Genomic DNA, 20079 nt, shown 5'->3' with positions numbered 1-20079 from the left:
GCGTTACGTAAAACCCTTGGAGCCTGCCAGCGGAACCGACTTAATTTATGTCATGGAATGTCATCCGAAACAGGGTTTCTCACGTTGGAAATTAAGTCGCCCACTCTAAACATCTCCCGCAGTACTCGCCTGGCTGTCGCACTCGGCTCGCTTGCAGCTCTGTCTGGCTGTCTTTCGAGCAGCGACAGTCAGCAGGCGGATCCGGTTGTCGTCGAGAACCCTGTGGCTTATGTCGAACGGGCTCTGCTTTTTGACGAAAACACCGGGGCCCTTGTCGAGGACAACCTGGCCGACCCGAGCGCTTTCCGCCCCGGAGCGCGGCTGTTTCTGAAGGCCAGTGCCACTGCGGACGCCGAGACGCGGGATATTGCCTCAAGAGCATTCGCGGGGCCGCAATTCCTTGATGACAATGGTCAGTTGCGTTACGACGTGAAAGATCTCCACGTTTCCCACGACGGCTCCAGACTGCTGTTTGCCATGCGTGCGCCGGAAATCGAGGACGCAGACGACGAGGATCAGCCAACCTGGAATATCTGGGAATACGACGTTAGTACCGACATCGTGCGCCGGATCATCGATTCGGACGTTACCGCCCGGGCCGGGCAGGACGTTGCGCCAGCCTATCTGCCTGATGGCAGAATCGTTTTCTCGTCAACACGTCAGCGGATTTCCAAGGCGGTGCTGCTTGATGAAGGCAAACCCCAGTATTCCGGTCTGGACGAGGAGGGTGATAGCCCCGGGTTTGTTCTGCATGTGATGGACGACGATGGTCAGAACATTGAACAGATCACCTTCAATCAGAGCCACGACCTCGACCCCATGGTGGCGGATGATGGCACCATTGTTTTCAGCCGCTGGGATAATGCCGGCCAAACCCGGAACAACGGTGTGAACCTCTACCGCGTCAACCCTGACGGCACTGGCCTGAGTTATCTTTTCGGACGTCACTCCCACGATTCGGTTCCAGAAGCGAACGACATACAGTACCTGCAGCCACGCAAATCAGACAGCGGCAATCTGCTCGTGCAGCTAAGGCCGTTTGAAACGGATGATTACGCGTCTGTGTTGGCGGAAGTCGATGTTGACCAATTTGTTGAGGCCAATCTTCGTCTCGATGGCACCGAAGGTTCGGGCCAGCGCTCGCTTGTGCCCGGCGTGGGCCTGGATGGCCAACTGTCGCTGAAAGGCAGTTATGCATCGGTTTCACCGCTGCTTGATGGTACCAACCGCTACCTGGTCAGTTGGACACCTTGCCGGTTGCGTGAAACAGCGACCGACCGGATTGTGAACTGCACGGAAGATCGCCTGCAATCCGAAGACTATCAACCCGCAGAGCCCGTCTACGGTTTGTGGCTTCTGGATATCAACAGCGAAACCCAGCGGCCGGTGGTCCCGCCGGTAGAGGGCGTTCAGTTTGATGAGGCGGTCCTGATGAAGGAGCGGCCTCTGGAAGGGTTCATCCCGGAATCCCAGTTCACGGGTGATGAGGGGGCCCTCGGCGATGCCGGCTACGGCGTCCTGCACATTCGAAGCGTCTATGATATCGATGGAGTGGACACCACGCCGACTGGTATTGCTGCAATGGCTGATCCGCTGCAAACGCCGCCGGAAGATCGCCCGGCAAGATTCCTTCGATTGGAAAAGCCCGTGGCCATCCCCGATGAGAACGTCCGGGATTTCGACAACAGCGCCTTTGGCCGCAGCCGGGCTCAGCTGATGCGGGAGATACTGGGCTACGTGCCGATAGAGCCCGATGGGTCAGTGAAGGTGGCGGTGCCCGCCAATGTTGCATTTGCCATCAGTATTCTCGATGAGAAAGGCCAGCGTGTTGGTGGCGCTATGGGCAACCGGCACCAGAACTGGCTCACGGTGCGCCCCGGCGAGACCCTTGAATGTTCAGGGTGCCACAACCCGAACAGTCCGACACCCCATGGCAGACCGGATGCCGGTCCAGCGTCCGTGTGGGGTGGGGCCGCAACCACCAGCCTTCCGTTCCCGAATACCGACCCGGCTCTGTTTGCCGACATGGGTGAAACCATGGCTCAGGTGTTTGCCCGCATCAACGAGATTCGCCGGCCGACGCCGGATGTGATCTATGCCGATGAATGGTCCGGAGATGCCGTGGATCCCAAGCCTGACAGCTTTGCCTACGCCTATGCCGATCTGCAGACACCGCCGCCGATATCCGGCGTATGTGCCACCGACTGGGCGCCGAATTGCCGGATTGTGATCAACTACGAGCAGCATATTCATCCGCTGTGGAGCGTCAATCGGGAGGTATTGGACCCGGACACCATGGCGGTCGTGGATGACTACACCTGTACCAGTTGCCATACGGACACCGATGCGGCGGACGCTCAGCAAGTGCCGGCTGGACAACTGGATCTGGGCGATGGCCCGTCACCCGATGAACCGCTACACTTCAACGCCTACAGAGAACTGCTTTTCCCGGACAGTGAGCAGGAACTGGTGAACGGCGCTCTGATCGATGTGCTCGTGGACTCCGGGGAGGTTTTGAGGGACGAAGAAGGCAATCCCATTCTGGACGCCAACGGAGATGAACAACCCATCCTGGTAACTGTGCCGGTGCAGGCTTCAATGTCCGTCAACGGTGCTCGTGCCAGTCGTTTCTTCGACGTATTCGCCGACGACGGTTCACACAGGGATTTCCTCTCGCCCGCCGAACTGCGACTGATTGCAGAGTGGTTGGATATTGGCGGCCAGTATTTCAACAATCCGTTCGACGCTCCGGAAGACTGATCCAAGGACTGAAATTCGCACCATGCCCATCGCCATTCTTATGTTTCTTTTGTTGTTGCCGGCCCAGAGCTGGGCCGGCTGGCTGTGGGGGCAGGCTGAAGACGATGCATTGAAAGTGCAGGTGGCGGAGCCCTATGTGTCCTGGCGAACCGGACCGGCAACGGGCTATCCGGTTTTTCATACCAGCGAAAAGGGGGAATGGCTGACCATTCTCCAGCGCAAGACAAGTTGGATCAAAGTGACGGATACCCGTGGCCGGGAGGGTTGGATAGCGGTTGCGGATATTGCGCAGACGGTGGATGCCACGGGTAATCGTGTGGATCTTCAGGTGCCGGATTTTGAGGCTTTTGAAAGCCGGCGGGTGGAAGCCGGATTGATGATGGGGGAGTTTGACGGTGCCGCTGTCACGGCAGGCTACGGCGGCTTCTGGATGACCAGAAACCTGTCCGCCGAGCTTTGGGCTTCTCAGATTCTGGGCAGCGCCTCGGAAATTAGAATGGTTAATGCGAATCTGGTGCATCAGCCATTTCCTGACTGGCGGGTATCACCCTTTTTTACCCTGGGGGTCGGGCATATCTGGGTTGATCCCAAGGCCACTCTGGCTCAGCCCGAAGAACGGGATAACAGCATTGGCCATGCAGGGCTTGGCATCCGCGCCTACATCACCGATCGATATTTCATCCGTGCCGAAGTGAAGGACTACAAAGTGTTCACTACCCGGTCCACCAACGAAGAAGCGACAGAATGGAAAATCGGACTAAGCATCTTTTTCTGAAAACGCTGTGTCTCGGGGCAGGGCTATGCATAGCCACAGCAACCCAGGCCCAGGATGATCGGCCGCTGATCGAGCCGGATGTTACCCCGGTGCCGGTCACCGAGGCGCTGATTGACACCGAGAACTTTGAAATTGGCGCTTTTGTGGGCGTGCTCAATATCGAGGACTTCGAGTCGTCGCTGCTTTATGGCGGCAAGCTCACCTACCACCTCAGCGAGTCCTTCTTTTTCGAGGCCGGAGTCGGCTTCGCGGAGGGTGGAGAAACCAGTTTCGAGAAGCTGGCCGGTAACGTGGAGGTGCTTACCGACAGCGAGCGGGATTACAGCTATTACAACATCAACCTGGGTTACAACGTGCTTCCGGGCGAGGCCTTCCTCACCGAGAACTACGCATTCAACACCAATTTCTATCTGATTGCGGGTGCCGGCGCTACCGATTTTGCGGGTGACACCCGGTTTACCCTGAATGCCGGCGCGGGCTATCAGGTTCTGTTGACGGACAGCGTTGCAGTTCAGATTGGCGTAAGACAGCACTACTACCGAATAGATGTTCTTGGGGCCGAGAAAACCTCCATGAACACAGAGGTCAGCACTGGCCTGTCGGTCTTTTTCTGATTACAGGAGCAATGGTTATGAAAGCATCCATAAAATCACTGGCGGTGGCGGGCGTCCTGGCCTGTCTTAGCCCCATGGCGGGCGCCGAGGCCATCAATGTGCCAGCTCCGGATTTCACCCTGGAAAGCCGTTCCGGCGAAAACCTGAGGCTGGAGGACCATCGTGGTGAAGTGGTGATGCTGAACTTCTGGGCATCATGGTGTGGTCCCTGCCGCCAGGAAATGCCGCTGATGGATGAGCTTTACAGCCAATACAAGGATCTCGGCTTCACGATTCTGGCGGTCAATGTGGATGAGAATCGGGAAGAGGCCCATCGCTTCCTGGACAAGGTACCCGTGAATTACCCGATCCTCTACGATCCGGAGAGTTCGGTGAGCGAGCTTTATGAAGTCCAGGCTATGCCAACGACCGTGATGATCGATCGCGATGGTAATGCCCGGTATCTCCACTACGGCTATCAGCCGGGTTACGAAGACGAGTACGAACAGCAGATTCGCGAGCTGGTGCGCGAATAATTTTCGGACGGAACGTTTATGCGTAATTTGTCGATCTTCACTGCCTCTGCTCTTTTGGTCGCGACCTTCACGATCTCTGGATGCAGCTCAATCAAGCCGTGGGTAAAACCCTATGAACGGGATAATCTGGCGGATCCGGTCATGAGTCTCAGCCGCCATGGCAAGGCGGATTCCTATATGCATCACGTCTATCAGGTCCGGGAGTCTGCGCGGGGAGCAGAAGGCGGTTCTGGGGGTGGCTGTGGCTGTAACTGACGGCAAAAGGTTAGTGCGCTCCGTCTGCGCTCTGTTCGTGCTGATGTTGGCCGGGCAACAGGCGATTGCGGCGACCTTGCCAGTGGATAACGTGGATGTTCTCTACCACCGCTATGACGGTGGTGGCATGGTCATCGATGGCCCCTCAGTTTTGGTGCGCAAGGGTATTGGCTCGTCGGTTTCGTTTTCCGGCCAGTACTATGTTGACTCCGTTTCGGCTGCCTCTGTGGACGTTCTGGCCACGGCGAGCCCCTACGAGGAAGAACGCAACGAGTACACCTTTGGTGTCGATTACCTGCACGATAAGTCCATTTTGAGTCTGGGTTTCACCAACAGTTCCGAAAACGATTACGAAGCCAACACCGTTTACTTCTCGCTCAGCCAGGAGTTTTTCGGGGGCATGTCCACAGTAACCATGGGCTATGCCAGCGGCTGGGATGAAGTGGGCCGGGTTGGCAACGATTCCTTCAGCGAGGAAGCTGATCGTCGGAACTATCAGCTCGGACTGAGTCAGGTCGTCACCCGCAACAGCCTGGTAGGCCTGGATCTTGAGGTGGTTACGGATGAGGGCTTCCTGCAGAACCCTTACCGACAGAACCGCTACATCGACCCGAACGATTCCACAGCGTTCCTGTATCAACCGGAACGTTATCCGGAAACCCGAACAAGTACCTCCGTGGCCATGCGAGCGCTTTACTATCTGCCATATCGCGCCTCAATTCGCGGTGAATACCGTTATTTTTCCGATACCTGGGGCATCAACGCCCACACGGTCGAACTGGGATACGTGCACGGATTGAACCAGCACTGGACCCTTGAAGGTTCCATTCGTTACTACAGCCAGAGCGAGGCGGACTTTTACAGCGATCTTTTCCCATTCGAGAACTCCCAGACACACCTGGCCCGTGACAAGGAGCTCAGCTCCCTATCCGGGACAACCCTGGCGGTGGGCGCGGTCTACGAATGGAAGCAGACTTCGCTTCCCGGCATTGATCGCCTGCAGTTCAGCTTACTGGTGGACTGGCTGAATTTTGAATATGACAACTTCCGGGATGTCACCGCAGCAGGTGACTTTCTCCCCGGCGAAGAACCCCTATATTCCTTCGATGCCTACGTAACCCGGGCGTCGTTGATTCTTGAATACTGAGCATGCAGGAAGAACGACCATGGCCACTTGCTTGAACTCCCGATTTCCGGTGCTTTTAGCGGCATTGACCCTCGCCCTGACAGCCCCCGCATTTGCCCAGACCAATCCCGGGGCGGAGAAAGATGATACAGCCGTCGCCGAGCAGGTGGAGGAGCTCAAGAAGAAAGTGATACGCCTGAATCGTGACCTGTTTATCCTTGAGGAAGATCTGCTTTTTCCAGCCAATACCCAGGTTGCCGTGTTTCTCAGCGTTGATGCCGGGAAGTTTTTGAAGCTGGATGCGGTCAAACTGAAAGTCGACGACGAGATTGTTGCTTCCCACCTGTATACGGAGCGACAGGTGACTGCCCTTGAACGCGGCGGCATGCAGCGGCTATACGTCGGCAACCTGAAAACTGGCGTCCATGAGATGACGGCGTTTGTTGAGGGAATCGGCCCGGATCAGCGGCCTTACAAGCAGGCGGCCTCCCTGGAGTTTGAGAAGGGCACTGGAACGGCCGCTCTGGAAATCCGCGTTGAAGATCGCTCCTCCAACTACCAACCCTCCGTATCCATTGTGGAGTGGGAGTAAGCCGCGTCGTGGGATTGAAAGCAAGCCAGTCCTCAGGTCGACGCCCGTTCATTTACGCGGGTGCCCTACTGTTGCTGATGATGACCCCGGTCCATGCCGGTGAGGCGCAACCCGAGCGGGCGAAGGATCTTCGTTATGGTTGGGCGCTGTACGAATACCATCAGGGTAACGCCTTCGAGGCTCTGACCCAGCTCGCCGTGGCGCGCGAACGGGGCGGCATCGAGGGACACGGAGATCATCCGGCTCTCGTCGAGGGCGGGCTCATGCTGTCCTGGGGGATGACCCGAGAGGCGAGCAGGTTGTTTACGCAGCTACTCGGGGCCGATGGCACCGGCAGCAATCTGTCGCCTGATGTTCGCAACCAGGCCTGGTTCTATCTCGGTAAGGTGTTTTACCTCGAGGGGAATCAGGCGCTCGCACGTGAGAACCTCAATCGTGTGGATGGCGAGATACTGGCCGAGGCCGACCACGATCTTTTCCGCGAATGGATTTATCTGCGCTCCCGGCTGGTCATGATGTCTGCCCGCCCTGATGATGAACCCGAACTGGCTTCGCTTCGGGAGCAGCTGGACGAAACGGACATCTGGTCCCTTTACCTCCGGTACAATTCCGCGGTCTCCGCTCTCGATGCGGCAGACGTAGCTGCCGCCGAAGAGGAACTGAAAAAGCTCATCGCCATCCTCGACCAGTCCATTGACTCCGTCGAGCCAGATGCCGAACGGGAGGGCCTGCTGGGCCGCGCTCGCCTCTCGCTTGCGGGCCTGTACCTGCGTGATAACCAGTTTGAGGCAGCTCTGGAGGTCCTGGGAGCCATGCCACTGACCGGCGTGTTCGCCGATCAGGCTCTCTTTGACTACGCCGTTGCCGCGGCGGGCCAGGGCAGGCCGGAGAGGGCTCTCGACGCCCTTGATACTCTCGCGAACCGTGAACTGTTTTTGCCCTGGCGCCAGCAGGTTCCCTTTGCCCGCGCCTATGTTCTTGAGCAGATGAACGCTCCACAGCGAGCATTGCCTGCGTTTAAAAAGGCAGCCGACCATTACGAGGCCCGTATCAGGGAGCTCGACAACATCCGGGATCGGCTGAATGAAGAAAACCTTATGGCCCAGCTTGAGTTCAGCCGTGACAGCGACGGGATTCTTACAGATTCCTATGGCCGGCTGCGCGTGCAGCCCCTCGATTCTGGTATGGCGGAAGTGCTGGCTTCGGAGACGTTCCAGCAGGCGCTTGCCGAATTGAACGAACTCTACCGAATGCAGTCCTTCATTGCCGAGCGGCAGTCCAGGTTTGAATCGTTCCGGATCATGCTGGAGACCCGCGAGCAGCAACGGCAGATTCGTATTGTCGAGACCCGTCGGGCACTCGAAACCCAACAGGCAGACCAGTGGCAGCAGTTGCACGAGGATTTCACGGACAGAATTTCCTCGGCGCTGGCAGACGAAGATGCGGGATTCTTCATGACCTCGCAACAAAAAGCGCTTAGAGACAAGCTCGCTGAGGTTGAGAAAACTCTGGCGGATTTGCCTGACGACGCGACGACCGCCGGGCAGCGTGCGACGTATCGGCGGATGCGTGCCTACTTCGATTGGTGGATTGCGGATGACTATGGAATCAATCGCTGGGCGGCGCAAAAACAGCTCATGCAACTGGATCGCGAGATGCAGAGCTTTCAGGCCCAGCGGCAACGGGTTGAAAGCCTGATGGCCGATGATGCCCGCCATGCGGAACTGGCTCGTCGGATCGCTGCCAGCGAACGGGAGCTCGCGACCCTTGGAACAGAAGTGTCCGATGCATTGGGCAGTGCCCGGAAAACACTCCTGACGCAGGTTGATCGGATGCTGGCTGCCCAGCAACAGGAGCTTAATGGATACCTGCTGGCCTCTCGCCACGCCCAGGCGAGGCTGGCGGACCAGTTGTTCCGCGCATCGCAAAATGCAGGTGCCGGTGATGAATAATCGGATGGCCGGCAGGACTGTTAAAGGCCTCCTCATGGTTGGGGCCCTTGTCATGGCGAGTGGCTGCCAGATGTTGCAGTCGATGATGCCTGCCGGTGGCGAAGAAATGCCGCGAGTCCGTGAGGGCACACTGGCTGCGCTTCCGGCAATCGAAACGCGGCAGGAAAGTGCAGATGCAGCGGCGGTCAGCGACCCCGCAGAAGATGTTTCCATTGAAACGGTAATGGACAGTTACAAGGCGCTTTTGCCACTCGTAGAGGATCCCCGCAAGCAGGTTACCATCAGGCATCGGTTGGCCGATCTGGAATTCCAGCGTGCGGAGCGGAAAATGGCGGATTCGGCTGTCGATGAACTGTCCGGCGCCATCGATGCCTACCAGCGTCTTCTGTCGGAATATCCAGAGCGTGAGGGCAATGACCAGATCTATTATCAGCTTGCCAGAGCCTGGGAGCTTCGAGGCGCGACGCCGCAGCAGCTTGAAGCCCTTAATACTCTGGTTCGCCGCTACCCGGATTCAGAATACTGGGTTGAGGCTCAATTCCGCCGCGGCGATCTGTTGTTTATCGATGGTCGATACGGGGAAGCGGAACAGGCTTTCGACGAGGTTACCCTCGCGAGCCAGGAACGCATGGCCGATCCCTCGTTCCTGGTGAACGCGCATTACATGAAGGGCTGGAGTCTGTTCAAGCAGGCGCAATACCAGGAAGCGCTCTTCAGTTACGTTGAAGTGCTTGATCTTGTCATGCCCGAGGGCAGGCCGGTGGCGGACGTGGATCAGCGGAGCCAGACACTGATCGAAGATCTGTTCAGGGTGGTAGGGCTGTCCCTGTCGTACCTTGACGGAGCGGAAACCCTCCAGGCGCTTTTCCGCCAAACGGGTGGTCGCCCCTACGAAATACTGGTCTACGACCGCTACAGCGAGCTCTTGCTCGAGAGAGAGCAATACAGTGATGCCATCGATGTCTTCGAGGCCTACATAGAAGACCATCCGGAGAGTCCCTGGGCCCCGCGCTACCACATCCGGATCATTGATACCCTTGAGCTGGCCGGTTTCACCCGTACGATCCCTGAACGAAAGGCCGGCTTTGTCAGCCTTTACGGAATCTACAGCGATTACTGGCAGTCAGCGGGCCCCGATGCAATTGGCTTTATCGAGCAACAACTGGAACAACTGTTGCCGGAACTGGCGGACCGCCAGTACCTGCTGGCAGGGGAGGCGGAGGATGATCAGCAGGCGGACGATCACTACCGCAAAGCCGCCAGTTATTACGCCGAATTTGCGGCTACCTTCCCGGACCACCCCCGTACACCGGAGCGGCTGTTCCTTCTGGGTGAGACATACCTGGAGCTGGAAGACTGGCCGGCAGCAATCGCAGCTTTCGAACGCGTGGCCTATGACTATCCGGAAGACACAGTAGCCGATCGGGCAGCTGAAGCCGGGTATGCCTCGGTGCTGGCATTCCGGGAGTACTCGCAAACCTGGGAGAGTGAACCGGTATCGGAGCGGATGGCCTATCAGGAGCTGCAACAACTGAACCGGCTGCGGTTCGCAAATGCGTTTCCCGGCGACGCCCGGGCACCGGCGGTGTATTACATTGCGCTGCAGCGTGAATTTGACCTGAACAACTGGGAAGAGACCGTCAATATGGCGGCCCGACTTGTTACCTGGCAACCCACGCCCCCGGATGAATTGACGACGGAAGCTTTGCTGTTATCCGGGCACAGCCTCTCCGAACTGGCCCGATACGCCGAGGCGGAACAGGCTTATCGTGACGCCCTGGCAACAATGGCCGAAGACGATGAACGCAGAAGCGGCGTTCGTGAAAATCTGGCAGCCGCGGTCTATCGACAGGCGGAGCAGTTAGCTGATGCCGGAAATGTGGAGGCTGCGGTGAGCGAATTCCTGCGAGTCGGCACGGCCGTTCCAGAATCCGCTCTGCGGGCAAACGCCGAATACGATGCTGCCTCACTTCTTATCACCGCCAATCTCTGGGAGCAGGCCATCGGTGTGCTGACCAGTTTCAGGCGGTCTTTCCCCAATCACGAGCTGATTGACACAGTCCCTGCAAAACTGGCGTTGGCCTACCGTGAAACGGAGCAGTGGGAGCGAGCCGCCGACGAACTCCAGCAAATGGTCTCCCTCGCCAAGACGCCGGAAGAGCGAAGGGAAAACCTGTTGATTGCAGCAGAACTGTACGATCAGGCCGGTAACCGGGAGAAGGCGATTGATACCTGGCGAAATTACGCCAACAGCCACCCCGAGCCGACGGACGTCTACATGGAAGCGGCCAATCGGCTGGCTGAGCTCTATCAGGAAGACGGGGATGCCGAAAGCAGGGATTACTGGTTGCGAAAGCAGATGGAAACGGTGGACCGGGACCCGGACGCCGCAGACGATCGCATGCGGTACCTTGCGGCGTCAGCCTCTGCAATCCTCGCCCGCGACGCCCTTGCCAGGTATGACGGCATCAGGCTGACTCTTCCACTCAATCAAAGCATGACAGCGAAGACCGATGCGCTTGAACGAGCGGTCAACGCCTACAAGAAGACGGCCAGCTATGGCCTTTCATCATTTGCAACCGAGGCCGGTTACCAGATCGCCCACATCTATGCACGCCTCGGTGCCGATCTCATGGACTCGGAGCGGCCCACCGGATTGAGCGAGCTTGAACTGGCTCAGTACGAGCTTCTCCTGGAAGAGCAGGCCTACCCGTTTGAGGACAACGCCATCGATATCCACGAGCAGAATATCCGGCGGGCCCGGGAGGGCATTTTCGATGAATGGGTCAAGCGCAGTTACGAGGCCTTGAAAGCCCTGTTGCCCGGACGTTATCGGAAAGAAGAAGTTACCCAGGGGGTTGTCTATGAGCTCGATTAAGGCCTGCGGACTCTGTCTTTTCGTGATGTTTTCGCTTTCGGGGTGTGTAACGGCGCCGGCGCCGCCGGAGTCTGAGGCAGAAGTTGAGCAAGCTGTACTGGAAGCGTCATTCGCCAAGGCCGTGAGTGCCATGGAGGAGGGAAATCTCGCCGAGGCCAAAACCCGATTCGAGCAACTGGCGAGCGACTACCCCGGAAGAGCCGGCCCCATGGCCAACCTTGGCATTATTGCGTTCCAGGAAGAGGATACCGAGACCGCGAAAAGTTGGTTTGAACGCACGCTGGCGGTGAATCCGGAACATGTGCAGGCGCTGAATCATCTGGGAGTAATTGCCCGGAACGCAGGAGAATTCGACGAAGCAGAACGGTATTATCGCGCGGCACTGTCTGCTGATCCGAATTACGCGCCTGCTATCCTTAATCTGGCCTTCCTGCTTGATATCTACCTGGGTAAACCTTCCGAGGCGGTCGACCTTTATGAGCGTTATCAGTCCGCGGCCAGTGAGCCGCACCCCAGACTGGAAGACTGGATCTTCGATGCCAAAAACAGAATCTAATGTGGACTATGTGATATGAAACGTCTCGCGCTAATCGCTCTGGCAGTTTCCGCCCTGTTGCCCACGGCGCCGATGGTCTTCGCCCAGGACGCCCCGGGTGTGGTTACCATTGAAGGCACACGAATCCGTGGCGATCAGGAAGTGCCCACGGTGATGTATCTGGTGCCCTGGCAGCCACCGGAAGTGGACGAGTTGCGTGCGCCAGAAGAACGCCTGATGGTTGATCAGGGCCTTCGGCCCCTGGAGCGCTATGAGTTCCAGCGATTTATCAAGTATCACGAAGCCTTCATCACACAGACCCAGGCAGCAGCCGGGGACTAGAGTGTGATGCCTGTCGCATCCTGAGTGTGTCGCTGCGCAAGATTAAACAAACCCTCACACAGACTTTCGCGAACTTACCCGCACAAGGTCAGGCCGCGCATAGACTGATCTGAAAACCGGACCATGGAGTGCCCAGAAAATGATCGATACCGCCGTTCGCTTCTTCCAGGAAGGTGGCTTTTTTATGTTTCCGATCGCCGTTGTGCTGATCATCGGACTCATTGTTGCCATCGAACGTTACGTCTACCTTTCCGCCCAGAAACTGACCAACCGTCGGGACTTCAACCGCCTGCACCAGATGATCGCCAAGCGTGACCTGAAGGGCGCCCTGAACTACACCCAGGAATCCGGTAGTGCCATGTCGACCATGATCGGCTTCGGCCTTCAGCGCCTGGCCCGCCGCCAGGGTCGTGAAGAGATCGAATACGCGATGGAAGAGGGGTTGCTGGATGTGATGCCGCGTTTGGAAAAGCGCACCCAGTATCTGGCAACGCTGGCCAACATTGCCACGCTGCTTGGCCTGCTGGGTACCATTATCGGGTTGATTGCAGCGTTTACGGCGGTAGCTGCAGCGGATCCGGCCCAGAAGGCGAGCCTTCTGTCCCAGAGTATCTCGGTTGCCATGAACACCACCGCCTTCGGCCTTATGTCTGCTATTCCCATGCTGCTGATCCACTCACTGCTGCAGACCAAGACCAATGAGATCGTCGACAGCTTTGAGATGGCGGGCATCAAGGTCCTGAACCTCCTCAGCGATGGTTCCGGGAGTAAGACCGCTGCTCAACCACAGGGACAGAATGCCGCTTCGCCGGCACAGGTAGCGACTCCGGCCGGTAGCCCGGCCTGATAACCAGCCAGAAGGATGTCAGGCCATGAGACGGAAACATCGTCGCCTACAAAGTGAGGCCGATCTCGACATCACGCCCTTCATGAATCTCATGATTGTGCTGGTGCCGGTACTGCTGCTGAATATGGTGTTCGCCCACACCAGCGTTCTGGAACTCAACTTCCCGACCGGTGAGAGCCTTTCGGCCGAGCAGGCGAAAGAGCTGCAGATCCAGGTGGTGATCTATGAGGATCGCCTGGTCGTTGCGGATAACCAGGGCGGCGTAATCAAGAACATCCCCCAGCGCGAGGGCGAGTATGATTTCGTTCTGCTCAAGGATGTCATGAAGGAAATCAAGAGCCGTGTGCCGGACAAGAAGGATGTGATTATTATGCCGTCCCGGCAGACGTCCTATCAGTCTCTTGTCTCGGTGATGGACACGGTGCGCTCATACGAGGCGGTTGTGGCTGGTAGTGTGGTTGAAGCGGAGCTGTTCCCCGAGATCTCTCTCGGCGATGCGCCCGCACAGCCTTCGGGATCCGCGGAGGTGAGTTCATGAAAGAATCTGCCAAGGCCCGCCGCCAGAAACGCCATTACCGGCGCAATAAAAGCCAGGGAAAGATGAACCTGGTTTCGTTGATGGATATCTTCACCATCCTGGTGTTCTTCCTGATGGTGAACTCCTCCTCCGACGTACAGGTATTGAACCAGAACAACACTATCAAACTGCCGGATTCCACCGCTCAGCAACCCCCCGGTGATGTCTTGGCCCTGACCGTCACAGACCGGGATATCCTGGTGAACGGTCGGCTGGTAGTGAAACGCGACGCCTTCCAGACGTTTGACGGACAGGTGGAGCCTGCCCTGAAGCAGGAACTGGACTATCAGGCCAGTCGCTCATCGGCACCTGCCCCGGATGCGGGTCGACCCATTACCATTCTTGCAGACCGCGAACTGCCCTACGAGCTGCTAAAAAAAATCATGTCCACCTGTGTGGACGCCGGTTACGCCAGTATTTCCCTGGCGGTTAATCAGCGTGCGGAACAGGGAGCCTGACCATGATGGATTTTCGGTACGGATTGCCCTGGAATCAGGAGCGTGGTGAACGTAAGCGGTTGTTGGCCGCCGCTGTTTTTGTGATGCCATTGTTCCTTGCAATTGCAGCTTATGTCAGCTGGGTAGAGCTGCCAGAACGTGACAGGCAGGAACAGGAAGCTCTGCCGCCTCAGCTGGCCAAGCTGATCATCGAGAAAAAGGAGCCCCCAAAACCGGTGATGCCCGAGCCGGAGCCCGAACCGCCGAAGCCTGAGGAAAAGCCGGTGGAACAGGCCAAACCAGAGCCCAAGCCGGAGCCGGTTCCTGAACCGGTGATGCCGGAACCCGAGCCGGAGCCTCAGGTAGCCGAAAAACCGGAGCCCAAGCCAGAACCCAAGCCTGAAGAGGTCGCCAAGGCGCGGGAGAAGGCAAAGAATACCGGTATTCTGGCAATGGGGAACGAACTGAAGAAACTCAGTTCGCTGGCGGAGTCGGTCAAGCTGGATGGCCCGGTTGCCAATACAGCGGAACCTATTGCCCGCAAAACCGGTGATACTTTGGCCTCGCGCGCGACCGCGAGCGCGAAGAGCAGTGGGGTGAACGAAGAAGTGCTCAACCGGGAGGCCGGTCAGGTCGCCTTGGCCGAGCGTCAGCGCGCGGAAGTTGCCGAAGCAGAGAGAGTTGCTGCGGTGAAAGAGGCGGCACGCAAGGAACAGCAGGAAACTGCGGCCAGAACCCGGAGCAAGGAAGAGTTGCGCCGGACCATGGATGCCAACAAATCCGCGATCTACAGCATCTACAACCGGGAGCTTCGGCGCAAACCGTCGCTGCAGGGAAGTATTACCCCGGAGTTGGTCATTGAGCCGAACGGTGCAGTATCGAGTTGTTCGGTGGTGGAATCTACACTCAATGAGCCGGCGCTGGAGAGCAAGATCTGCAATCGTCTGATGTTGGTGGATTTCGGGGCCCGACCGGGCGTTGATCAAACCAAGATCCGTTATCCGATCGAATTGCTGTCCAGCTAGGGCGCTGGACAGCAAGGATGCCGCTTAGCGTTTCCGGGTTGTGGTCGCGATCACGACACTGACCAGTCCGGAGCCTACCAGGGCACCAACGAAAGGCATCAGGGTGGGAATGCTGCCGGGGAAGCTGGCAGCTTCCAATCCGGCCATCAGGCTGCCACCGGTAATCCATCCGGGCAGAATCGCGCCGAAAAGTCCCGCCAGACAGCCCAGGATCGCCGCCCTCGTGGTCATTTTTCCCCAGAGCCCCATCAGTACAGGCAGAACCGCCGTGGCGCAAAGCAGGTCTGCGATCAAAAATAGCCGCAGCACGGAAATCCCCTGAAGTGCCACCAGAACCACAGGAATCATCAGCAGCACGGTAAACCATCGGGCACTGACAATGGACAACCCCTGTTTTTCGGTAACCGCCAGCGACGCAAGTGCGTTCTGCAGGGTATCCACCGAGGATGCCACGAGTGTGATGGCCAGGATCAGGGCCGGTAAAGCGAGCCAGGCCGGCGCACCAGCAAGCAAGGCAAAAAACGGAATCGGCGGGCTGCCAAGGTCGGCGCCGCTCATGGCCGCCAGTATTCCCAGGCCGCCAACCACGGCGACAACGGCGATGGTGACCACGCCGCCCAGCAACGCGCCGCGGCTCAGGGCGTCCGTATCACGAGCCGACCATAAACGCTGCCAGTATCCCTGGTGGAACAGGTTGGCGGCGGTGACGGCAATTACCAGAGTCAGCGCCACGCTCAGGGCTGCCGACGCAGGGATATCCGGTAGCGCTGCGGGTGCTGCGTCCGGAAGCTTGCCTACGGCAACAAAACTGACGATAGCCAGCAAGCCTATCAGTAACAGCGCCTGCCATTGGTCGGTAACGATGCTGGCCCTGAGACCACCGACAGCGGTGTATACCAGTGTGGTTATGGCAACGCCAATGACCACAACGCCGCCGTCAATACCGGAAAGCAGCGACGTTATGGCACCAATGGCAGTAAGCTCCGCGGTGAGAAAGCAAAGCATGTAGAGCACCGAGATCGTCGAAACGTAGCGGCGTACGCCATTGCCATAACAGGCGTTGGCGAATTCGCCGATGCTGCGTCCTTCCGGAAGGAAGCGGCGAATAGCGGGGCCACAGAAAGCGAACACGATAAACGGCAAGGCGGCGCCCAGGGCATAGCCAGCCAGAGCCAGAGGGCCAACCAGTGCGCCAACCTCAGGCGGGGCAAACAGTATCCAGCCGCCCATGCCGGAAGCGAGGAAAGACAGTCCGAGGGCCCTGGCTCCCTGACTGTTTCTTGCCGTTACATAGTCATCCAGTCCGCCGTCGGCGAGACGGGCTCTCAGTCCGAGCCAGGCAAACAGGATCATGGCGACCACGATCGCCGCGAGGGTGGTATAAAACATCGGGAGGTTCTCCGCCGTTCATCAAGCGGGCCATAGTGCCACAACGGCGGAAGCGGGGCGAGATACGTTGGCCCGCAGGAATGCGGGCCACGCAGAGGTCTACTGCTTCACGGCCTCCGCAGCTTTGACTTTGACGTAGCTGCCGGGTGCATCCTCAATCGCAGGAAGTTTCCCTTCGCCGGGGATGCGAGCCGGCACGTCGCCGTCTGAGAAACGGGCAATCCACTCGAGCCAGTGAGGCCACCAGGATCCCGGATGGTGTTCGGACTTCTCGAACCAGGCGTCTGCATCCGGCACCAGGGTGTCATTGGTCCAGTAGCCGTACTTTTCCTTGTAGGGCGGGTTGATCACGCCAGCGATATGGCCGGAGCCGGAGAGCACAAAGCGGACATCACCGCCGTGGGCCAGCGCCCCTTTGTAGGTGGTTTTCCATTTGGCGATGTGATCCTGTCTGGCGGACAGGAAAAAAGAGGGTACATCGATTTCGGACAGGTTGATGGACTCGCCGAGCAGATTCAGGGAATCTGGCTTCACAAGACGATTATTCAGGTACATCTGGCGCAGATAGTAACTGTGCATTCGAGCTGGCAGGTTGGTGCCGTCGGTGTTCCAGTACAGCAGGTCAAAAGCCGCGGGCTTCTGGCCTTTAAGGTAGTTATTGGTCCAGAACGACCAGAACAGCTCGTTTTCTCTCAACAGGTTAAACGTGAACGCCATAGCGCGACCGTCCAGGTAGCCCTTGCGCTCCAGCATTTTCTCAATACCCCGGATCGAGTGATCGTTGATGAAGACACCGATTCCGCCAGGGTCCGAGAAGTCCAGAAGTGTCGTCAGATAGGTAGCACTGGCTACCGGATCACGGCCTTTTTTCTTGAGCCAGGCCAATGTTGAGCCCAGCAGGGTGCCACCGATGCAATAGCCGATCAGATTCATCTGGTCTTCGCCGGTGGCTTCGGTAACCGCATCCATGGCCGCCAGTGGCCCGAGTTCCATGTAGTCTTCCCAGCCTTTGTCCCGCAGGGAGGGCCCGGGATTTCGCCAGGAAATAATAAAAACAGTCTGTCCCTGGTTGACCAACCACTGGATAAAGGAGTTCCTGGCGGTGAGGTCCAGGATGTAGTACTTGTTGATCCATGGCGGAACAATCAGCAACGGGCGTTTGCTGACGGTCTCTGTTGTTGGCGAGTACTGGATCAACTGCATCAGTTCGTTCTGGAACACGACCTTGCCAGGGGTAGTTGCCAGGTTACGTCCTACCTCAAAGGCAGAGCGATCTGTCATCCCAACATTGAACAGGGAAGGATTCTGCCGCAGGTCTTCGATCAGCTGCCGTCCACCGTCGATCAGGTTCATCCCTTTGCGTTCCCAGGTAATCCTGAGCACTTCCGGATTCGTGGCGGGGAAATTCGATGGCGACAGTGCACTGGTCAGGTGTCGGGCGTAGAACAGCATCTGGTCCCGTCCTGCCGGGGGAATCCCTTCCATGCCGGCCGCCCAGTTCAGAAAGGCCTGTGAGTTGATCAGATAGGCCTGGTGGAGGACATCAAAAGGCAGATGCTTGTGCCACTCCTCGGCCTGGAAGCGTCGGTCGTCGGCCTCTGGTTCGACAACGGGCTGCTTATGCTTGCCCACGAGCCGTGCAAGGGTGTAGTGCCCCAGCGCGGCATGTTTGCGGGCCAGATCCAGTTCCGCTCCTGCAAACCGGAGCGGGTGCAGGAGCAGGTCCTCGGCCATTGTGCGGTAGGCATCGGACATTTCCGTTATCGTGGAGAGCGTTGCCGCATCCAGGACGCCAGCATCTCCCAATGCTTTCTCCAGTTGCTGCTGTCCCTGGCGGACGTTGGTTTCGAAGCCGTTGACGAGCTGACCTACGGCTTTCCCGAGCGTATCCAGACCGAACATAACTATCCCTTATTTGGCGGTTTTCGGGCCGGGCTTGGCCGATGCCTCGGGTGCTTTCTCGAACACCTTCTGAATCTGCTCCCTGCTTTCGTTGAAGTAGTCCTGCCAGGCTTTCCAGTCTGCGGTGAACTGCTCGCTCAGTGATTTCAGGGTCTCCGCCTGATCGCCAGTCAGGCTTTTCAGGCTCTCCAGATCACGGACCTCAGACACCTTTTTAGCCTGCTCCATGGTGACATCGGCATAACGTCGGAAGGCGTTCATCTGCATTTCTGCAGCCTTGCCAAATTGCTCGAACAGGGTTTCGTTCAGACGGGTCGCTTTTTCGAAAAGCTCGGTGTTCATGGTCACAACTCCTTTGCGTATGGATTTGATGGAATTCTATTCTGCCTCATCCTGCGTGACGCAATTTTGACAAGCATCAATCCCGGGTTCAGCTTATGCTTTACTGTAGGAACATGTTTTCCCGGCAAGGCAGGAGGCGCCATATGACCAACCGGAAATCCGAACTTGAAACACTGAGAGCCGACCTGACGGCCAGACTTTCCCGTTATGAGGCGCATCAGCATCGGGAAGGGGGTGCGTTAGACAAGGATTTCGAGGAGCAGGCTACCCAGACCCAGAACGACGAAGTGGTCGATTCGCTGGAAACCGAAACCCGTTCCGAACTCGCTCAGATTGAACATGCACTGGCTCGGATTGATAACGGTGTAGGCGACGAATGCGAATCCTGCGGCGAGGCCATTGACCCACGCCGCTTGCAGGTTCTGCCCTATACCACGGTTTGCGTGGACTGTGCCGAAGACTGAGTGACACCATGGAGCCACTGCAGGCATCCACGACCGGTTCGGCCGTATTCCAGACCCGGGGCCTGACGAAAACCTATGATCAGGGGGAGGTTCAGGTTCATGCCCTCCGTGGCGTAGATCTGGATCTCTATGGCGGCGAACTGGTCGTCATGCTGGGCGCTTCCGGTTCTGGCAAATCCACACTCCTTAACATTCTTGGCGGGCTGGATGTGCCATCGACCGGCGAGGTCCGGTATCGGGATTTTGATCTCAGTGCTGCCGGCGACCGCGAACTCACCCGTTATCGCCGTGAACACGTGGGTTTCGTGTTCCAGTTCTATAATCTCATTCCCAGCCTCACCGCCAGGGAAAATGTGGCGGCAGTGACCGAGATAGCGACCAATCCAATGACGCCGGAAGAGGCACTTGAACTGGTTGGGCTCAAGCGCCGCATTGACCATTTTCCGGCCCAGCTTTCCGGTGGTGAACAGCAGCGCGTTGCCATTGCCCGGGCCATTGCCAAACGACCGGATGTACTCCTGTGCGACGAGCCAACCGGCGCTCTCGATTCCGCCACCGGCGTTCTGGTGCTCGAGGCACTGGACAAAGCCAACCGGGAGACCGGCACGACTACCGTCATCATTACCCACAATGCTTCCATCGCCGGCATGGCGGATCGCGTGATAACGCTCTCGGACGGCAACATCAGCGGTGAGCGTCTTAATGAGCGTCGCCAGGATCCCCGTACACTGTCCTGGTAACGGTACTGAAGA

General features: G+C 57.9%; 20 protein-coding genes. 17 read left to right on the top strand and 3 right to left on the bottom strand.

Going from position 1 to position 20079, the window contains the following annotated elements; genetic code table 11:
* The first annotated feature begins 57 nt into the window (after positions 1-57).
* The 15 genes from ACP86_RS00885 (at position 58) to ACP86_RS00815 (ending at position 15230) form a co-directional block, all read left to right on the top strand.
* On the top strand, positions 58-2760 hold the full coding sequence (locus ACP86_RS00885; protein ID WP_053112309.1) for a PD40 domain-containing protein: 2703 nt from the start codon (positions 58-60) through the stop codon (positions 2758-2760).
* Between the two features lie 22 nt (positions 2761-2782).
* Positions 2783-3535: an SH3 domain-containing protein gene (locus tag ACP86_RS00880; RefSeq protein WP_014577485.1), complete on the top strand. Its 753-nt coding sequence runs from the start codon at positions 2783-2785 to the stop codon at positions 3533-3535.
* Positions 3505-4149 carry an outer membrane beta-barrel domain-containing protein gene (locus ACP86_RS00875; RefSeq protein ID WP_008174661.1) on the top strand — a complete coding sequence of 215 codons (645 nt, stop codon included), beginning with the start codon at positions 3505-3507 and terminating at the stop codon, positions 4147-4149. The genes ACP86_RS00880 and ACP86_RS00875 overlap by 31 nt, the downstream gene beginning before the upstream one ends.
* A gap of 11 nt (positions 4150-4160) precedes the next feature.
* Positions 4161-4664, top strand: coding sequence for a TlpA family protein disulfide reductase (locus tag ACP86_RS00870; protein ID WP_014577483.1), 504 nt, complete (start codon positions 4161-4163; stop codon positions 4662-4664).
* An 18-nt stretch (positions 4665-4682) separates the two neighbouring features.
* Positions 4683-4919: a DUF4266 domain-containing protein gene (locus ACP86_RS00865; RefSeq protein ID WP_039882064.1), complete on the top strand. Its 237-nt coding sequence runs from the start codon at positions 4683-4685 to the stop codon at positions 4917-4919.
* Positions 4920-4962: 43 nt separating this feature from the next.
* Complete coding sequence (locus tag ACP86_RS00860; protein ID WP_049784481.1) at positions 4963-6066, top strand: DUF3570 domain-containing protein; 1104 nt, start codon at positions 4963-4965, stop codon at positions 6064-6066.
* A 19-nt stretch (positions 6067-6085) separates the two neighbouring features.
* Positions 6086-6637 carry a hypothetical protein gene (locus tag ACP86_RS00855; RefSeq protein WP_008174668.1) on the top strand — a complete coding sequence of 184 codons (552 nt, stop codon included), beginning with the start codon at positions 6086-6088 and terminating at the stop codon, positions 6635-6637.
* 8 nt (positions 6638-6645) lie between these two features.
* Positions 6646-8589 (top strand): hypothetical protein, encoded by a 1944-nt coding sequence (locus ACP86_RS00850; protein WP_227507791.1) that lies wholly within the window; start codon positions 6646-6648, stop codon positions 8587-8589.
* Complete coding sequence (locus ACP86_RS00845) at positions 8582-11467, top strand: tetratricopeptide repeat protein (RefSeq protein ID WP_049784480.1); 2886 nt, start codon at positions 8582-8584, stop codon at positions 11465-11467. The genes ACP86_RS00850 and ACP86_RS00845 overlap by 8 nt, the downstream gene beginning before the upstream one ends.
* Complete coding sequence (locus ACP86_RS00840; RefSeq protein ID WP_053112302.1) at positions 11454-12023, top strand: tetratricopeptide repeat protein; 570 nt, start codon at positions 11454-11456, stop codon at positions 12021-12023. The genes ACP86_RS00845 and ACP86_RS00840 overlap by 14 nt, the downstream gene beginning before the upstream one ends.
* A gap of 15 nt (positions 12024-12038) precedes the next feature.
* Positions 12039-12344 carry a hypothetical protein gene (locus ACP86_RS00835; protein ID WP_053112299.1) on the top strand — a complete coding sequence of 102 codons (306 nt, stop codon included), beginning with the start codon at positions 12039-12041 and terminating at the stop codon, positions 12342-12344.
* 139 nt (positions 12345-12483) lie between these two features.
* Positions 12484-13191, top strand: coding sequence for a MotA/TolQ/ExbB proton channel family protein (locus ACP86_RS00830; RefSeq protein WP_053112297.1), 708 nt, complete (start codon positions 12484-12486; stop codon positions 13189-13191).
* Positions 13192-13216: 25 nt separating this feature from the next.
* Positions 13217-13729, top strand: coding sequence for an ExbD/TolR family protein (locus ACP86_RS00825; RefSeq protein WP_053112295.1), 513 nt, complete (start codon positions 13217-13219; stop codon positions 13727-13729).
* Positions 13726-14226: an ExbD/TolR family protein gene (locus ACP86_RS00820; RefSeq protein WP_008174676.1), complete on the top strand. Its 501-nt coding sequence runs from the start codon at positions 13726-13728 to the stop codon at positions 14224-14226. The genes ACP86_RS00825 and ACP86_RS00820 overlap by 4 nt, the downstream gene beginning before the upstream one ends.
* A 2-nt stretch (positions 14227-14228) precedes the next feature.
* On the top strand, positions 14229-15230 hold the full coding sequence (locus ACP86_RS00815) for an AgmX/PglI C-terminal domain-containing protein (protein WP_053112293.1): 1002 nt from the start codon (positions 14229-14231) through the stop codon (positions 15228-15230).
* A 24-nt stretch (positions 15231-15254) separates the two neighbouring features.
* Here ACP86_RS00815 and ACP86_RS00810 read toward each other — a convergent pair whose 3' ends face one another.
* The 3 genes from ACP86_RS00810 to ACP86_RS00800 all read right to left on the bottom strand — a co-directional run bounded on the left by ACP86_RS00810 (position 15255) and on the right by ACP86_RS00800 (position 18863).
* A complete protein-coding gene (locus ACP86_RS00810; RefSeq protein WP_053112291.1) occupies positions 15255-16619 on the bottom strand; it encodes a sodium:solute symporter family transporter in 1365 nt (454 codons plus the stop codon).
* Between the two features lie 99 nt (positions 16620-16718).
* Positions 16719-18521, bottom strand: coding sequence for a PHA/PHB synthase family protein (locus tag ACP86_RS00805; RefSeq protein ID WP_053112290.1), 1803 nt, complete (start codon positions 18519-18521; stop codon positions 16719-16721).
* Positions 18522-18530: 9 nt separating this feature from the next.
* Complete coding sequence (locus tag ACP86_RS00800; protein WP_008174685.1) at positions 18531-18863, bottom strand: phasin family protein; 333 nt, start codon at positions 18861-18863, stop codon at positions 18531-18533.
* A 143-nt stretch (positions 18864-19006) separates the two neighbouring features.
* On the opposite strand from ACP86_RS00800, the gene ACP86_RS00795 reads away from it, so the two are divergent.
* Positions 19007-19327 carry a TraR/DksA family transcriptional regulator gene (locus ACP86_RS00795; RefSeq protein WP_008174687.1) on the top strand — a complete coding sequence of 107 codons (321 nt, stop codon included), beginning with the start codon at positions 19007-19009 and terminating at the stop codon, positions 19325-19327.
* An 8-nt stretch (positions 19328-19335) separates the two neighbouring features.
* Positions 19336-20067, top strand: a complete 732-nt coding sequence (locus ACP86_RS00790; protein WP_053112289.1) for an ABC transporter ATP-binding protein — start codon at positions 19336-19338, stop codon at positions 20065-20067.
* The last annotated feature ends 12 nt before the right edge of the window (positions 20068-20079 follow it).

This window comes from Marinobacter sp. CP1 (assembly GCF_001266795.1).
GTDB classification, from domain to species: domain Bacteria; phylum Pseudomonadota; class Gammaproteobacteria; order Pseudomonadales; family Oleiphilaceae; genus Marinobacter; species Marinobacter flavimaris.
Note: the sequence above shows the minus strand (reverse complement) of the source record. Positions and strands in the feature narration are given on the sequence as shown.

What these genes read in the sequence shown, in the direction of transcription:
- ACP86_RS00885 (WP_053112309.1), top strand. Translation starts at nt 58, where the DNA reads ATGTCATCCGAAACAGGGTTTCTCACGTTGGAAATTAAGTCGCCCACT.
- ACP86_RS00880 (WP_014577485.1), top strand. Translation starts at nt 2,783, where the DNA reads ATGCCCATCGCCATTCTTATGTTTCTTTTGTTGTTGCCGGCCCAGAGC.
- ACP86_RS00875 (WP_008174661.1), top strand. Translation starts at nt 3,505, where the DNA reads ATGGAAAATCGGACTAAGCATCTTTTTCTGAAAACGCTGTGTCTCGGG.
- ACP86_RS00870 (WP_014577483.1), top strand. Translation starts at nt 4,161, where the DNA reads ATGGTTATGAAAGCATCCATAAAATCACTGGCGGTGGCGGGCGTCCTG.
- ACP86_RS00865 (WP_039882064.1), top strand. Translation starts at nt 4,683, where the DNA reads ATGCGTAATTTGTCGATCTTCACTGCCTCTGCTCTTTTGGTCGCGACC.
- ACP86_RS00860 (WP_049784481.1), top strand. Translation starts at nt 4,963, where the DNA reads ATGTTGGCCGGGCAACAGGCGATTGCGGCGACCTTGCCAGTGGATAAC.
- ACP86_RS00855 (WP_008174668.1), top strand. Translation starts at nt 6,086, where the DNA reads ATGGCCACTTGCTTGAACTCCCGATTTCCGGTGCTTTTAGCGGCATTG.
- ACP86_RS00845 (WP_049784480.1), top strand. Translation starts at nt 8,582, where the DNA reads ATGAATAATCGGATGGCCGGCAGGACTGTTAAAGGCCTCCTCATGGTT.
- ACP86_RS00840 (WP_053112302.1), top strand. Translation starts at nt 11,454, where the DNA reads ATGAGCTCGATTAAGGCCTGCGGACTCTGTCTTTTCGTGATGTTTTCG.
- ACP86_RS00835 (WP_053112299.1), top strand. Translation starts at nt 12,039, where the DNA reads ATGAAACGTCTCGCGCTAATCGCTCTGGCAGTTTCCGCCCTGTTGCCC.
- ACP86_RS00830 (WP_053112297.1), top strand. Translation starts at nt 12,484, where the DNA reads ATGATCGATACCGCCGTTCGCTTCTTCCAGGAAGGTGGCTTTTTTATG.
- ACP86_RS00825 (WP_053112295.1), top strand. Translation starts at nt 13,217, where the DNA reads ATGAGACGGAAACATCGTCGCCTACAAAGTGAGGCCGATCTCGACATC.
- ACP86_RS00820 (WP_008174676.1), top strand. Translation starts at nt 13,726, where the DNA reads ATGAAAGAATCTGCCAAGGCCCGCCGCCAGAAACGCCATTACCGGCGC.
- ACP86_RS00815 (WP_053112293.1), top strand. Translation starts at nt 14,229, where the DNA reads ATGATGGATTTTCGGTACGGATTGCCCTGGAATCAGGAGCGTGGTGAA.
- ACP86_RS00810 (WP_053112291.1), bottom strand. Translation starts at nt 16,619, where the DNA reads ATGTTTTATACCACCCTCGCGGCGATCGTGGTCGCCATGATCCTGTTT.
- ACP86_RS00805 (WP_053112290.1), bottom strand. Translation starts at nt 18,521, where the DNA reads ATGTTCGGTCTGGATACGCTCGGGAAAGCCGTAGGTCAGCTCGTCAAC.
- ACP86_RS00800 (WP_008174685.1), bottom strand. Translation starts at nt 18,863, where the DNA reads ATGAACACCGAGCTTTTCGAAAAAGCGACCCGTCTGAACGAAACCCTG.
- ACP86_RS00795 (WP_008174687.1), top strand. Translation starts at nt 19,007, where the DNA reads ATGACCAACCGGAAATCCGAACTTGAAACACTGAGAGCCGACCTGACG.
- ACP86_RS00790 (WP_053112289.1), top strand. Translation starts at nt 19,336, where the DNA reads ATGGAGCCACTGCAGGCATCCACGACCGGTTCGGCCGTATTCCAGACC.